We start from the raw sequence: 14,679 nt of genomic DNA on the forward strand, positions 1-14,679 counted from the left end.
GCATCATCAACAGAACATAGAAGACCCCGGCGGTGGTGGAACACCCCGGGGTCCGGCACAGGAGCTGACACTCCCCATGCAGATTCATCGTAGCGCCCACGCGCGCTGTTTCACCGTACTTCCGAACGGTCTCCTCCAGGACCGTCGCCTCAGCTTCACCGCCCGAGGCCTCCTCGCCGATCTCCTCTCCCGCCCCGACGGCTGGCGCGAGGACGGGCGGCACATGGCCGACAGCAGCCCGCAGGGGCGAGGCGCCGTCCGCCGGGCGCTCAAGGAGCTGAAGGACGCCGGGTACTACCGCGTCGACACCTTCCGGCTGCCGAACGGCACCGTGCGCTCCGAGGCCCACGTCTTCGACACGCCCCAGTCGGCACCGGCTGTCCCCCACCCGGCCGCCGGTGAAGCGGGCGTCGGCCGCGCTGTCACCCCTTCCGTAAAGGACCCGGAAGAAGTACCCACCCTCCCTGCCCAGTTGACGCAGCCGGACGAGCAGACCGGCGCGGCGGTGGCAGCGCTCTTCCGCGCGATCCGGCCCGAGCCGCGATTGCGCCTCGGCGAGGCCGAGGCGCGGCAACTGGCGCCCCTCGTCGCCCAGTGGCTGGAGCGGGGCAGTTCCGCGGCCGAGTTGGCCCAAGCGCTGCTCCCCGCCCTGCCCACGCCCGTGCACTCCCCGGTGGCCCTCCTGCGCGACCGCCTCCAACGCAAGATGCCACCCGTCCGGGCGCCGAAGCCCTCACCCGCAGAGTGCGCCAAGTGTCACGACCCGGTGCCCCGACCCGGCATCTGCCGCCCCTGCGCAGGGCTCGGCGGCACCAGAACCGTCGCGATCGGCGTCGGCGCCGCCGCCACCTCCGACGGCGTCGCCCGTGCCCGCGCGGCCCTGCGCGGGCACGGGCGGGTCGCCACCGCGTGAACACGGTGGGTGTCCGCGGGGCGATGCTGCGGTAACAGCGCGACAAGGCCGGGCCCCGGGGAACTACGCTGTCGGCCGTGACAGAACGGCTGCCGCTCTTCCCGCTGAACACCGTGCTCTACCCGGGCCTCGTGCTGCCCCTGAACGTCTTCGAGGAGCGCTACCGCCGTCTCGTCGCCGACCTGCTCGAACAGCCCGAGGACGAGCCGCGCCGGTTCGGCGTGCTCGCCATCAAGGACGGCCGCGAGGTCGCCCCGGTACGGCCCGAGGACGGCCCGGCCGGACCGCTCGACGGCCTCGGCACCGTCAGCGGGGACCCGCTGGAGGCGATGTACCACGTCGGCTGCGTCGCCGACGTCTCCTCCGCCCAACCCCAGCCCGACGGCCGCTACGAACTGCTGGTCACCGGCACCACCCGGTTCTGGCTGCGCTCGGTGGACGTCACCGGGCCGTACCTGACCGGCGAGACCGAGCCGATCGAGGAACGCCCCGGCGAGGGCTCCGGCGCCCTCGCCTCCGAGGTCGAACGGGCCTTCCGGGTCTACCAGAAGCGGCTGGCCGGTGCCCGCGAGGCCACCACCCACGGCCGCCAGCAGCTGCCCGACGACCCCCAGGTGCTCTCCTACCTGGTCGCCGCCGCCTCGGTGTTCGAGACCCCGGTCAAGCAGCAGCTGCTCGCCTGCCCCGACACCGCCCAGCGGCTGCGCGCCGAACTCGACCTGCTGCGCCGCGAGAGCGCCGTCCTCAGCTGGCTGCCCTCGCTGCCCGCGGTCGACCTCACCCGCCAGTCCTTCAGCCCCAACTGAAGCCCGACCGACCCAGGACCCGCCGCATGGCCAAGAAGCCGAAGAAGGGCGGCCAGGGCACCCCGGCCACCGTCGCCCTGGAGACCGCCGCCGTCCCCTTCACCGTCCACGCCTACGAGCACGACCCGGCCGCCGCCTCCTACGGCGGCGAGGCCGCCGAAGCCCTCGGGGTGGCCGCCGACCGCGTCTTCAAGACCCTGGTCGCCGACGTGGACGGCACCCTGACCGTCGGTGTGGTGCCGGTCGCCGGCCAGCTCGACCTGAAGGCCCTGGCGGCCGCCGTCGGCGGCAAGCGCGCCGCCATGGCCGACCCGGCCGCCGCCGAACGCAGCAGCGGCTACGTCCGCGGAGGCATCTCCCCGCTCGGCCAGCGGCGCCCGCTACGCACCGTGGTCGACGCCAGCGCCCTCACCCACCCGACCGTCTACGTCTCGGCGGGCCGCCGCGGCCTGGAGGTGGAACTGGCCCCGGCCGACCTGATCGCCCTCACCCGGGCCCGCACCGCCGCCATCGCCCGCTGAGGCACCGAGGGCTCCGGAAGAACGAAGGAGGCGGAGGGCCCCGGCCTGTACCCGACCACCGGCCCTCCGCCCCACCGCGGACTCAGCCCTTGCCCTGCTCCTCCGCGCCCGGCCGCACGTCCACCGGGGCCGCACCCGGAACCTCGCCCGCACCCGGAGCCGCATCCGCACCCGTACCCGGAGCAGGAGCCCCCTCCGCCGGAGGCCCGTACGTGCCCGCCGGCACCCCCCAGTACGGCGGCGGGTCCTCCTCCCGCTTCCCGAACGCCGCCGACAGCGCGAGCAGCACCACCATCGCCGCCATCGGCCACACCAGCAGCGCCCCCAGCGCCCCCAGGTCGATGGACGCGTCGAAGTGCCCGCCGTTGCCGACCCGCCGGGCCTCCCCGATCAGGTTGTCGCTGGGCCCGAGCCAGCGCCCGAGCTTCCAGGCGCCGATCGAGCCGAGCAGTCCGCCGATCGCCAGCCCCAGCGCGACCGAGATCCCGCCGCCGCGCTTGCGGGTCAGCAGGAAGGCGCCGAGCGCCGTGAGGATGCCCGCGCCCAGCCCGATCAGCACGAACACGGCGTCGGCGCCGGCCCGCTGTTCGCCCTCGGGGTCGACGTAGAGGATCCGGTCCCCGTCCACGACCAGCGGCACCTTGGGCGCGAGCCAGGCCCACAGCCCGGCCATCAGCAGTCCGACCAGCAGGCAGGCGAGCACGACCCCGGAGCCGATCCGCAGCTCGGCCGGCAGCGGGTGCTCCGCGGCGGGCGGGGCGTCCGGCAGGCCGGCGGGCGGTTCCCCGTCGGCGGCCGGCGGCGGTGCGAACGGGTCGGGTGCGGCGCCCGGCTCGGTCACCGCGTCGGCGCGGGCGGGTTCCGGAGGTGTGTTCGGTACGGTCACGGGCCCCATCGTTTCACGACGGCCGTCCGGACGGCCCACCCACCCGAGCGGCCGCCGGCGCTCCCCTACCGCGCGACCGCCCGCCGGTACGCCCAGGTGGCCAGGGCCAGCGAGACCACGCCGACCGCCGCGCAGACCCCGAGGTCGGCGAGCACCATCCCCCAGTCCGGGTGCGGCGCGAAGGTCCGCGCGAAGGCCTCGACCCCGTACGTCGAGGGCAGCAGGTCGCGCAGCCACAGCACCGGCTGCGGCAGGTGGTCGACGGGCAGGACCCCGAGCAGCAGGGCCGCCGACATGCCGAGCTGCCCGAGCATGGTCGCGATCTCCTGCCGGGGCGCCAGCAGCCCGCAGGCCGCGCCGAGCCCGGACAGCGCGGCCCCGGACAGCGGCACGACGGCGAGCAGCACCCACAGCTGGCCGAGCGGCAGCCCGAACATCACCGCACCGATGCCCGCCGTGACGAGCGTCCCGGGCAGGGTGAAGGAGGCGTACGCGGCGGCCGCGCCGAGCACCACCGAGGCGGCGGGCACCGGCAGGGTCGCGTAGTGGTCGAGGCCCCCGGTGGCCCGCAGCTTCCCGAAGTACTGCGCCAGCAGGTTCAGCGCGACGAACGCCACCACCAGCACGCTGGACCCGGCGACCACGGACCGCGCGGCCGAGGTCTGCCCCGCGTCCACGACTCCCCGCATCATCACCAGGATGCCGACGGACTGGAAGGTCGCCACGAACAGCAGCGGGATGCGCGCCACCTTGGCCCGGGCGAGCTGAGCCCGGTACACGGCGGCGAGCGCGGGCAGCAGCCGGGCCGCGGGGGCGAGCGGCGCCGCCGGGCCGGCGGACCGGCGGACCTGCGGGGGCACCGAGAGCAGCGTCACTTGGCCAGTCCTCCGTGGCGGCCGCCCAGCTTGAGGTAGGCGTCCTCAAGGCTGGGGGTGGCGAGGGTGAAGTCGTCGAGGGCGGCGAAGGCCGGGCCGGTGGTGACGGCGGCGACCAGTTCGCGGGCCTGCTCCGGGGTGGTGCGGACGGTCCAGCGGCGCCCGGTGCGCTCGGCCCGTTCGGCCAGCTCGGCGACGGCGGGCACGCCGACCGGCGCCTCGTCCCGCCACACCAGGTCCAGCCGGACGTCGCCATCCACCAGCGCCTTGAGCCCGCCGGGCGTGTCGCAGGCGATGACCCGGCCCTCGTCCACCACGGCGACCCGGTCGAGCACGGTCTCGGCCTCGATCACGTTGTGGGTGACCAGCAGCACCGTCGTGCCGTGCTCGGCCCGGCGCCGGTCGACGGCCGACCAGACGGCCCGCCGGGCCACCGGGTCCATGCCGGTGGTCGGCTCGTCCAGGACGAGCAGCGGCCGGTCCCCGACCAGGGTGGCCGCGAAGCAGGCGAGCCGGCGCTGTCCGCCGGACAGCTTGGCGAGCGGCCGGGTGGCGATCGGCTCCAGCCCGAGTTCGGTGAGGACGTCCGCCGCCGCGGCACGGGCCGAGGAGCGGCCGAGCCCGCGCAGCCGCCCGGTGGTCTCGGCGGCCAGGGCGACGGTCAGCTCGTCCAGCGCGGTGGATTCCTGCCCGAGGTAGCCGAGCAGCCGGGCGGCACGTTCGGGGTGGCGGACGATGTCGTGCCCGAGCAGTTCGACCGTCCCGGAGTCCGGTCGCAGCAGCCCGGTGAGCTGGCGGACCAGGGTGGACTTCCCGGCGCCGTTCGGTCCGAGCAGCCCGAAGATCTCGCCCTGCCGGACGGTCAGACTGATCCCGTCGTTGGCCCGGATCTCGGTGGCGGCGGCGCCGCGCCCGCTGCGGAAGGTCCTGACCAGGTCGCGTACGGCGACGCACGGCGGGGTGTCCTGGGGTGCTGGCCCGGCCGTCTCGTTCACGACCGGAGACTTTACGCGCTCACACGGGCGAACCGGACAAGGGGGCCTGATCGCCGGCCCCCTGACCGGGCGGTGCGACGCCGGCGGCGGTCAGTCGTCCACCACCATCGAGCCGCCCGGCACCCGGAGCGCGAGTTCCTTCCAGAAGCCCGCCCGGATGGCGTAGCGGTCGTGTTCGTCGATCTGGTCGTCCTTGTGCGCGAGCAGCCCGAAGCGGGCCGCGTAGCGCAGCAGCTCGCCGTCGACCCGGTGCGGGATGCGCGGGTAGTCGGGCCAGAGTACGGTGAGCCGTTCGAGGTCGCCGAGCCGGTCGCTCCAGCGCCGGGCGAAGACCTGGCCGACCTCGTGGGCGTCGCCGCCGATGCTGGTGATGTCCTCCTCCCGGTCGGCCCAGCGCTGTTCGGCGGTGGTCAGCTGGGCCAGGGTCGGCAGGCCGTCCCCGGCGGTGACGGAGGGCTCGGGCGCGGGCCGGTCGACCCAGCCCCGGTCGGAGGACCAGCGCAGCACCGGCCCGCCCGCCGCGTGCCCGTTGGCCGACTGCCCGCCCGCCGGGTGTCCGTTGGCGTGCCCGGCGCCCGGCAGTCCCGCCGCCGGGGAGATCGGGGTGACGGCCGAGACCCGCCCGGCGAGGTCCTTGGGGGTGGGCACCACCCGCAGCGCCGCGGCCGGCTGCGACCGCCCGTTGGCGGCGGGCTCCTCGGGCACCGCCGCGGCGGCCGGCCGCACGACCGGCGGCACCACGCTGGGCGGGGAGGCGGGCGGGGCGGCGAGGATCTTGGCGATCTCCTGCCGGGCGCCGCCCGTCCCGGGGGCGGGGAACACGGTGGAGTGGTCGCGCAGCGAGAAGGACCCCTCGATCCACTCGCGGTCCAGCACCCGCCGCTCGTCGGCCTCGCCGACCAGGTCCTCGGACTGGTTGAAGTCGCCGTCGGCGGCCTGCAGCGCCCACAGGTGCACGGCCACGCCGTGCTCCTTGGCGGTCATCATCCCGGGCAGCAGGTCGCCGTCGCCGGTGATCAGCACGACGTCGGCGCAGGCCCGGTTGCGGGCGAGTTCGGAGAGCTCGGCGTGCATCGCGGCGTCCACGCCCTTCTGCACCCAGCGCCCCTCGGCCCGGGTGAGGGCGCCCAGCCGTACGGTGACCCGGGGCAGTACGCGCAGCCGCCGGTGCTCGGGCATCGGGCGGCGGTCGGGGGCCGCGTCGAACCAGTAGATCCGCAGCAGGGGCAGTCCGGTCTCGGCCTCGGCGCGTTCCCGCAGGGCGCTGATCAACGCGGTGTGGTCGACGGTGACCTTGGAGCGGGAGGGGTCACCGGCGAGCAGGCTGGCGGCGGCGCCCAACAGGTATCCGGCATCCACCAGGACGACACAGCGGTCCATCTGCGCACCTCTTTTCGCTCGCCCTCGAAGGTCGTCTGGGTGGGCGGTCCGCCCGGCGTCCGAACGTGTGGGGTGAGGGGCCCCCGTGACCGCCCGATCGTTGGGTCACCTTTTCCCCATGGTTCGAGCGACGAACCTCGGGGGATGTCCCGGTCCCGCAACAGCCGCCCCAACGAGTCGCAAAGAAACACGAAGGCGGGCCCCGTTCAACGACGGGGCCCGCCAAACGTCACGCGGGGTTGACCCGGAGCCTGGGTCCGCCCTGGTCAGCCCTTGAGCTCCTCGGCCACCAGCTCGGCCAGCTGGACGGCGTTGAGCGCGGCGCCCTTGCGCAGGTTGTCGTTGGAGACGAACAGCGACAGGCCGTTCTCCACGGTCTCGTCGACCCGGATGCGGCCGACGTAGCTCGGGTCCTGACCGGCCGCCTGCAGCGGGGTGGGGATCTCGGACAGCTCGACGCCGGGGGCGCCGGTGAGTAGTTCGACGGCCCGCTCGGGGCTGATCGGGCGCTCGAAGCGGGCGTTGATCTGCAGCGAGTGGCCGGAGAAGACCGGGACGCGCACGCAGGTGCCGGCGACCTTGAGCGCGGGGATCCCGAGGATCTTGCGGCTCTCGTGGCGCAGCTTCTGCTCCTCGTCGGTCTCGTTGGAGCCGTCGTCGACGAGGGAGCCGGCCAGCGGCACCACGTTGAAGGCGATCGGCCGCTTGTAAACCCTGGGCTCGGGGAACTCGACCGCGGAGCCGTCGTGGGCGAGCGCGGAGGCGCCGTCCACGACCTTCGCGGCCTGGTCCTGCAGCTCGGCCACGCCGGCCACGCCGCTGCCGGAGACGGCCTGGTAGGTGGAGACGACCAGGGCGGCGAGCCCCGCCTCCTCGTGCAGCGGGCGCAGCACGGGCATGGCGGCCATGGTGGTGCAGTTGGGGTTGGCGATGATGCCCTTGGGGCGGTCGGCGACGGCCTCCGGGTTGACCTCGGAGACGACCAGCGGGACCTCGGGGTCGCGGCGCCAGGCGGAGGAGTTGTCGATGACGACGGCACCGGCCGCGGCGACCTTGGGGGCCAGGGCCTTGGAGGTGGAGCCGCCGGCCGAGAAGATCACGATGTCCAGGCCGGTGTAGTCGGCCGTGGCCGCGTCCTCGACGGTGACCTCGGTGCCCTGCCAGGGCAGCGTGCGCCCGGCCGAACGGGCCGAGGCGAACAGCCGCAGCTGCTCGACCGGGAAGTTGCGCTCAGCCAGGATCTCGCGGACCACGCCGCCGACCTGGCCGGTGGCCCCGACAATGCCGATCTTCATTCCGACTACTCCTCTGGATGGTGCTGTCTACCGCCGCACTCTGCCCATCATGCCTTGTCATGCGGGTCGGGCGGCCTTCTGTTCCACGCTGTGAGAGGGCCTCCGGACGGACCCGGGTCCGGCCCTAGTGGTCCAGACCACTCGCGAGAGCCAGCGCGGCCGCGACCTCCGCCTCCCCGGCCGGCAGCAGCGGCAGCCGCACGTCCGGAGTCGGGATCCGGCCCTGGGCGTGCAGCACGCCCTTGGTCACCGTCGGGTTGGGGGCCGTGAAGGCGGACAGCGCGAGTGCGGTCAGCCGGTGCCCGAGCGCCCGGGCCCGCTCGACGTCGCCGGCCCGCCAGGCCTCGTACAGCTCGACGAACCGGCCGGTCGCCAGGTGCGCGGAGGCCAGGATGCCGCCCGCCGCGCCGAGCGCCAGCATCGGTGCCAGGAAGGCGTCCTCGCCGGTCATCACCGCGAACCCGGCCGGGGTGTCGGCGAGCAGCTCGGCGGCCGTCCCGTCCAGTCCGCCGGTCGCGTACTTGACGCCCACCACGCCCTCGATCGCGGCCAGTTCGCGCAGCGCGGCGGTGGAGAGCTGCTGCCCGGTGCGGTACGGGATGTGGTAGACGACCAGCGGCAGCGGGCTGCTCGCCGCCAGCGCCCGGAAGTGGGCGACCGTCCCGGCCTCCCCGGCCCGGACGAAGGCCGGCGTGGTGACCAGCGCCGCCGCTCCCGGCACCCGCGCGCCGAGCGCGGCCAGCGCCTCGCCGACGGCCCGGGTGTCGCCGCCGGAGGCCCCCACCGTCAGCTGCGCCCCGCGGTCGGCGCAGACGGCCGCCGCGACGTCCACCACCGCGTCCCGCTCCTCGGCGGTCAGTGCGGCGGGCTCGCCCGTGGTGCCGAGGGCGACCAGCCCGGCCGCGCCGGCGTCCAGGACCTCGTGCGCGAGCTTCTCCAGCGCGTCGAGGGCGACGCTGCCGTCGGCGGCGAAGGGGGTGATCAGCGGGATGTGGATGCCCTTGAGTTCCATGCGTCGATCCTGCGGCCCGCCGATCACCCAGGTCCAGTTCACGTTTCCGACGCTTCTCGTAAGCTGAACCGATGCTCGACGTCCGACGCCTGCGCCTGCTGCGCGAACTCGCCCACCTCGGCACCATCGCGGCCGTCGCCGAGGCGCTGTCCTTCAGCCCTTCGGCGGTGTCCCAGCAGCTGTCCGTCCTGGAGAAGGAGGCCGGCGTCCCGCTGCTGGAGCGCACCGGGCGGCGGGTCGCCCTCACCCCGGCCGGGCGCAACCTGGTCCGCCATGCCGAGTCCGTGCTCGCCCTGCTGGAGCAGGCGGGTGCGGAACTCGCCCACGCCAGGCGGGGGTTGGCCGGTCCGCTGCGGATCGGCACCTACCCCTCGGCGGCCCGCGCGATCATCCCGGCGGTGCTCGGCGGGCTGGCCGCCTGGCACCCGGGGCTGGAGCCGATGGTCACCGAGGTCGACCCGGCGGGCGTCGGCGCGGCGCTGCGCGCGGGCGAGCTGGACGTGGCGCTGGTCCACGAGTACGACCTCGTCCCGGCCGACCCGGAACCGGGCCTCGCGGTGACCCGCCCGGTGTTCACCGAGCCGATGTACCTGGCCGCCCGCGCCCCGGGGACGGTCGCCGAGCAGCGCGGCGCGCCGTGGATCATGTCCCCGCCCGGCACCCTCTGCCACACCATGGCCGTCCGGGCCTGCGAGGCCGCCGGCTTCGCCCCCCGGATCCGGCACCAGATCGACGACTTCACCACCGTGCTCGCCCTGGTCGCCGCGGGTCAGGGCGTCGCCCTGGTCCCCCACCTCGGCACCGCCCAGCCCCCGCCCGGCGTCGTCCTCACCCGGCTGCCGATGTACCGCCGCACCCGCGCCGCCTTCCGGGCCGGAGCGGGCTCCCACCCGGCCATCTCCGCCTTCGTCTCGGCCCTGCACACGGCCGTCCCCCCGGGGCTCGGCAGCGGCGCCTGAACACCCGGAGGGGCCCGGGACGCCGCGTGCGCCCCGGGCCCCTTCCGCACCGGCAAGGGCCTGTCCGGCGGGTCCTGCCCTATCCGGCCAGGCAGCTCGGCCCGAGCAGCTGCTTCAGGTCACCGAACAGGGCCGGGTCCGACTTCACCCGGTGCCGGTCCAGCCGCAGCACCGTCGTCTTGGTGCGGCCCTCCAGCCGCACCCGCACCTCGGTGGTGCCCTTGTGGTGGGTCAGCACCTCGCTGAGCCGGGCGACCAGCGGCGGGGTGACCTTCCCGCTCGGGATGTTGATGGTGATCGGCGCCTCGGCGTGGGCGTTCGACAGGTCCGGGACGGACAGCTCCATGCCCATCAGACGCGGCACGTCCTCCCGCTTGTCGAGCTTGCCGCGGACGAACACCACGGCGTCCTCGACCAGTTGGGAGGAGACCAGCTGGTAGCTGGCCGGGAAGAACATGCAGTCGATGGAGCCCGCCAGGTCCTCGACGGTGGCGATCGCCCAGGCGTTGCCCTGCTTGGTCATCTTCCGCTGGAGGCCCGAGATGATGCCGCCGATGGTGACGATCGTGCCGTCCGGACGCTCCGCGAGGTCCGCGACCGCGCAGTCCGCCTTGTCGGCGAGGACGTGCTCGATGCCGTGCAGCGGGTGCGAGGAGACGTACAGGCCGAGCATCTCCCGCTCCTGGGCGAGCAGGAAGGACTTCTCCCACTCCTCCTCGGAGAAGACCACGTCCAGGCCGAAACTCGGCTCGTCCGAGGTGGCGTCGCCGCCGAAGAGGTCGAACTGCCCCTCGGCCTCCTTGCGCTTCACCCCGACGACGTTGTCGATCATCGGCTCGAACTGCGCGCTCAGGCCCTTCCGGGTGTGCCCGAGCGAGTCGAACGCCCCGGCCTTGATCAGCGATTCGACGGTCCGCTTGTTGCAGACCACCGACTCCACCTTCTCCAGGAAGTCCGGGAAGGAGCTGAACTTCCCCTTGGCCTTCCGGGTGCGGATCATCGACTCGACGACCGGCCCGCCGACGTTGCGGATGGCGGTCAGGCCGAACCGCACGGTGTCGCTGCCGTGCGGCGTGAAGTCGGAGTCCGACTCGTTGACGTCCGGCGGCAGCACCTGGATGCCCATCTTGCGGCACTCGTTGAGGTAGACCGCCGACTTGTCCTTGTCGTCCTTGACGGAGGTGAGCAGACCGGACATGTACTCGGCCGGGTAGTTGGCCTTGAGGTACGCCGTCCAGTACGAGACCAGCCCGTACCCGGCGGTGTGCGCCTTGTTGAACGCGTAGCCGGAGAAGGGGACCAGGACGTCCCACACCGCCTGGATGGCCGCGTCGGAGTAGCCGCGCTCGCGGCAGCCCTTCTGGAAGGGGACGAACTCCGCCTCCAGGATCTCCTTCTTCTTCTTGCCCATCGCACGGCGCAGCAGGTCCGCCTGGCCGAGCGAGTAGCCGGCCAGGATCTGCGCGGCCTTCTGCACCTGCTCCTGGTAGACGATCAGGCCGTAGGTCGGCCGGAGCACCTCCTCCAGGGGCTTCTCCAGCTCCGGGTGGATCGGGGTGATCTCCTGCTGCCCGTTCTTGCGCAGCGCGTAGTTCGTATGGGAGTTGACGCCCATCGGACCGGGCCGGTACAGCGCCAGTACGGCGGAGATGTCCTCGAAGTTGTCGGGCTTCATCAGCCGCAGCAGCGAGCGCATCGGCCCGCCGTCGAGCTGGAACACGCCCAGCGTGTCGCCGCGGGCGAGGAGTTCGTACGTGGGCTTGTCGTCCAGGGGCAGCTCAAGAAGATTGATCTTGATGCCCTTGTTCTTCTCGATCGCCTTGACGGCGTCGTCCATGATCGTCAGGTTGCGCAGGCCGAGGAAGTCCATCTTGAGGAGGCCGAGGCCCTCACAGGTGGGGTAGTCGAACTGCGTGATCGTGACGCCGTCGGTGTGCCGGGTCCAGACCGGGATGTGGTCGGTCAGCGGCTCCGCGGACATGATGACACCGGCCGCGTGCACGCCGGGCTGGCGGATCAGGCCCTCGATGCCGCGCGCGGTGTCGATGACCTTCCGCACGTCCGGGTCGCTCTCGTACAGCCCGCGGATCTCGCCCGCCTCGCTGTAGCGCGGGTGCGTCGGGTCGGTGATGCCGGACAGCGGGATGCCCTTGCCCATGACGTCCGGCGGCATCGCCTTGGTGATCCGGTCGCCCATCGCGTACGGGTAGCCGAGGACCCGGGAGGAGTCCTTGATGGCGGCCTTCGCCTTGATGGTGCCGTACGTGACGATCATGGCGACCTTGTCGGATCCCCACTTCTCGGTCACGTAGCGGATCACGTCACCGCGCCGGCGCTCGTCGAAGTCGATGTCGACATCGGGCATGGAGATGCGCTCGGGGTTGAGGAAGCGCTCGAAGATCAGGCCGTGCGGGATGGGGTCGAGGTCGGTGATGCCCATCGCGTACGCGACCAGCGAACCGGCCGCCGAACCACGGCCCGGGCCCACCGCGATGCCCTGGCTCTTGGCCCACATGATGAAGTCGGCGACCACGAGGAAGTACGCCGGGAACCCCATCTGGATGATGGTGTCCATCTCGTACTCGGCGAGCTTCTTGTGCTCCTCGTCGTACCCGTTCGGGAAGCGCCAGTCCATGCCCTCCCAGACCTTGGACCGGAAGAAGTCCGCCTCGGACTCGAAGCCCTCCGGGATCGGGAAGCGGGGCATCAGGTTCTTGAACTTGAACATGCCCTCGGTGTCGACCCGCGAGGCGACCAGCAGCTGGCTGTTGCGGCAGCCCTCCTGCCAGACGTCCGAGGAGTCCAGCGCGTACATCTCGGCGGCGGACTTGATGTAGTAGCCGGTGCCGTCGAAGCGGAAGCGGTCCGGGTCCGAGAGGTTCTTGCCGGTCTGCACGCAGAGCAGCAGGTCGTGGGCGGCGGCGTCGGCCTCGGTGGTGTAGTGCGAGTCGTTGGTGACCACCGGGGGGATGTTCAGCTTCCTGCTGATCTCCAGCAGCCCGTCGCGGACCCGCTTCTCGATGTCGAGACCGTGGTCCATCAGCTCCAGGAAGTAGTTCTCCTTGCCGAAGATGTCCTGGTAGTCGGCGGCGGCCTTCACGGCCTCGTCGAACTGCCCCAGCCGCAGCCGGGTCTGCACCTCACCCGACGGGCAGCCGGTGGTGGCCATCAGGCCGCCGGACAGCTCGGAGATCAGCTCCTTGTCCATCCGGGGCCACTTCACCAGCCAGCCCTCGGCGTACGAGCGCGAGGTCAGCTTGAACAGGTTGTGCAGGCCCTCCTTGTTCCGGGCCCAGATGGTCTTGTGGGTGTACGCGCCGGACGCCGAGACGTCGTCCTTCTTCTGGTGCGGCTGGCCCCACAGGATGCGCTTGGTGTTCGACCGGGACTCGGGCGCGACGTACGCCTCGATCCCGATCACCGGGGTGATCCCCGCGGCGGTCGCCTGCTTGTGGAACTCGGCGGCGCCGTACATGTTCCCGTGGTCGGTCATCGCGACATGGGTCTGCCCCAGCCGCTCGACCTCCTTGAACATCTGCTTCAGCCGGGCGGCACCGTCCAGCATCGAGTACTCGGTGTGGACGTGCAGATGCGCGAACGGCTGGTCGCTCAAGGCGGGGCCTCCGGAGGCTCTGGTGCTGATCTGGTGGGCCGGCGAACGTGCAGGTCACAGGAGTTACCCCTGGAAATGGAGGTGGCCCGGAACACCTCGCGGGGTCCGGACCATCACTCACACGTTCACGCGTCCACTCTAGCCCGCCACTCCCCGGAGAGACTCACCCCCGCAACCCCCGCCCCGGCGTTTCCGGGGAGAGCCCGGCCAGCCGTGCTCCGGCCGCGTTCCTGACCGCCGGTTCCTCGATCGGATCGTCCCGAAGGGACGCCAGCCGGGCCCGCACCTGTGGCGTGTCCGGGGCGCGCTCGACGCCCAGGAGACGGGCGGCCGCCTCACAGTCCCAGAGCGACTCGACGTACGCCTCCGCCATCCCGGCCGACCCCAGGGCCGCCAGCGCTTCCAGGTACGCGGCCCGCTCGGACGAGTGCGGCGTCTGCAACCAGAACCGGCGCAGCAGCGACACCGCGCCCGCCGCCTCCGGACCGAACCGCGCCAACTCACGCGCCAGCCGCGCCGGGCCGCACCAGGCACGGTCCACCCAGGCCTGCTCCAGCTCGGCGACGAGAACCGGGACATCCCGCTCGGCCGGCACCGGAACGCCCACCCCCGCCCGAGCCCCTTCACGCCCTCCCCCGACGGACGTCCCCAACGCCTCCCGGGCCTCCACCGAACCGCTGAGCGCCAGCAGCTCCAGCACCCGGGCGGCCCGCCCCCGGGCGGCTTCGCCCCCGGACAGCACCTCGACCACCGGCCCGAGCGGCAACTCCAGGTCCCGGACCAGCCGCGCGAGGTACACATCCCGCGCATCAGCCTGCGAATCCCAACGCCACTCCCAGCGGATGCACCCGTACACCAGCTCAGCAGCGGCCCCCGGGTCCTCCGCCGCCATCAACGCCCCCAGGCCCCGCCCACGCTGCAACAACCCCGGCAGCGTCCCCGCCGGTGCGTACTCGTATCTCCGCTCTGCCACGGCCCCATCGTGCCCCACCCCCTCACCGGCGACGAAAAGGGCCACCGCACAGGAACGAACACACAGAATTCGTTCCCCTCGGGATCCGCCAGCACATGCCAGTGCACCTCACCGCCGGGCTCCCGCCCCACCGTCGCCCCAAGTATGACCAATCGAGCCGCGTCACCCCACATATCCAGGTGCATCCGGTTCTTGACCGTTTTCGCCTCCGCCGCCGGATTGATCCAGATCAGCAGTCCGTTCGCCGCGCGGACGGGTGCAACGTTTCGATCCACTCACCGCATCAAAGTGATGACGGACCACGGAAGGGGAAGGGGCGACGCACTCCAGGGGGCCTCAGTGAGTGCGCATCCAGCAGAGCTCCGAATTCCTCCGCATTCATTGAGTTCGTATACATCCAATATCCTTGAAGTCGAATTCCGACCCTGTTGCGAACCCGTGACACTCGCCC

Annotated in this window: 13 protein-coding genes; 4 read left to right on the forward strand and 9 right to left on the reverse strand. The window is 72.7% G+C overall.

What is annotated here, in order from left to right; translation table 11 throughout:
* The first annotated feature begins 76 nt into the window (after positions 1 to 76).
* From ACZ6Z8_RS05805 to ybaK, 3 genes are all read left to right on the forward strand, one after another.
* On the forward strand, positions 77 to 913 hold the full coding sequence (locus tag ACZ6Z8_RS05805; protein WP_465606706.1) for a hypothetical protein: 837 nt from the start codon (positions 77 to 79) through the stop codon (positions 911 to 913).
* 77 nt (positions 914 to 990) lie between these two features.
* Positions 991 to 1,719: an LON peptidase substrate-binding domain-containing protein gene (locus ACZ6Z8_RS05810; RefSeq protein WP_465606708.1), complete on the forward strand. Its 729-nt coding sequence runs from the start codon at positions 991 to 993 to the stop codon at positions 1,717 to 1,719.
* Positions 1,720 to 1,745: 26 nt separating this feature from the next.
* The gene (ybaK, locus tag ACZ6Z8_RS05815; RefSeq protein ID WP_465606710.1) at positions 1,746 to 2,240 is read left to right on the forward strand and encodes a Cys-tRNA(Pro) deacylase; all 495 of its coding nucleotides are present in this window, start codon (positions 1,746 to 1,748) and stop codon (positions 2,238 to 2,240) included.
* An 82-nt stretch (positions 2,241 to 2,322) separates the two neighbouring features.
* Here ybaK and ACZ6Z8_RS05820 read toward each other — a convergent pair whose 3' ends face one another.
* From ACZ6Z8_RS05820 to ACZ6Z8_RS05845, 6 genes are all read right to left on the reverse strand, one after another.
* Positions 2,323 to 3,126 (reverse strand): hypothetical protein, encoded by an 804-nt coding sequence (locus ACZ6Z8_RS05820; protein WP_465606712.1) that lies wholly within the window; start codon positions 3,124 to 3,126, stop codon positions 2,323 to 2,325.
* Positions 3,127 to 3,191: 65 nt separating this feature from the next.
* The gene (locus ACZ6Z8_RS05825; protein WP_465606714.1) at positions 3,192 to 4,001 is read right to left on the reverse strand and encodes an ABC transporter permease; all 810 of its coding nucleotides are present in this window, start codon (positions 3,999 to 4,001) and stop codon (positions 3,192 to 3,194) included.
* A complete protein-coding gene (locus ACZ6Z8_RS05830; protein ID WP_465606715.1) occupies positions 3,998 to 4,996 on the reverse strand; it encodes an ABC transporter ATP-binding protein in 999 nt (332 codons plus the stop codon). The genes ACZ6Z8_RS05825 and ACZ6Z8_RS05830 overlap by 4 nt, the downstream gene beginning before the upstream one ends.
* 90 nt (positions 4,997 to 5,086) lie before the next feature.
* Entirely contained in the window at positions 5,087 to 6,376 is a 1,290-nt protein-coding gene (locus ACZ6Z8_RS05835) for an NYN domain-containing protein (RefSeq protein ID WP_465606717.1), read from the reverse strand.
* Positions 6,377 to 6,642: 266 nt separating this feature from the next.
* The gene (locus tag ACZ6Z8_RS05840; RefSeq protein ID WP_465606719.1) at positions 6,643 to 7,671 is read right to left on the reverse strand and encodes an aspartate-semialdehyde dehydrogenase; all 1,029 of its coding nucleotides are present in this window, start codon (positions 7,669 to 7,671) and stop codon (positions 6,643 to 6,645) included.
* A gap of 124 nt (positions 7,672 to 7,795) precedes the next feature.
* Positions 7,796 to 8,683: a dihydrodipicolinate synthase family protein gene (locus ACZ6Z8_RS05845; RefSeq protein WP_465606721.1), complete on the reverse strand. Its 888-nt coding sequence runs from the start codon at positions 8,681 to 8,683 to the stop codon at positions 7,796 to 7,798.
* A gap of 71 nt (positions 8,684 to 8,754) precedes the next feature.
* Here ACZ6Z8_RS05845 and ACZ6Z8_RS05850 point away from each other — a divergent pair, with 71 nt between their 5' ends.
* Positions 8,755 to 9,642: a LysR family transcriptional regulator gene (locus ACZ6Z8_RS05850; RefSeq protein ID WP_402822952.1), complete on the forward strand. Its 888-nt coding sequence runs from the start codon at positions 8,755 to 8,757 to the stop codon at positions 9,640 to 9,642.
* Between the two features lie 79 nt (positions 9,643 to 9,721).
* On the opposite strand, the gene dnaE is transcribed toward ACZ6Z8_RS05850, so the two are convergent.
* The 3 genes from dnaE to ACZ6Z8_RS05865 all read right to left on the reverse strand — a co-directional run bounded on the left by dnaE (position 9,722) and on the right by ACZ6Z8_RS05865 (position 14,503).
* Positions 9,722 to 13,255, reverse strand: a complete 3,534-nt coding sequence (dnaE, locus tag ACZ6Z8_RS05855) for a DNA polymerase III subunit alpha (protein ID WP_465606723.1) — start codon at positions 13,253 to 13,255, stop codon at positions 9,722 to 9,724.
* Positions 13,256 to 13,418: 163 nt separating this feature from the next.
* Entirely contained in the window at positions 13,419 to 14,228 is an 810-nt protein-coding gene (locus ACZ6Z8_RS05860) for a hypothetical protein (RefSeq protein ID WP_465607519.1), read from the reverse strand.
* The gene (locus ACZ6Z8_RS05865; protein WP_465606725.1) at positions 14,147 to 14,503 is read right to left on the reverse strand and encodes a VOC family protein; all 357 of its coding nucleotides are present in this window, start codon (positions 14,501 to 14,503) and stop codon (positions 14,147 to 14,149) included. Before ACZ6Z8_RS05865 ends, ACZ6Z8_RS05860 begins: the two co-directional genes overlap by 82 nt.
* Positions 14,504 to 14,679: the final 176 nt, after the last annotated feature.

Source organism: Kitasatospora sp. NPDC101108, from assembly GCF_055584725.1.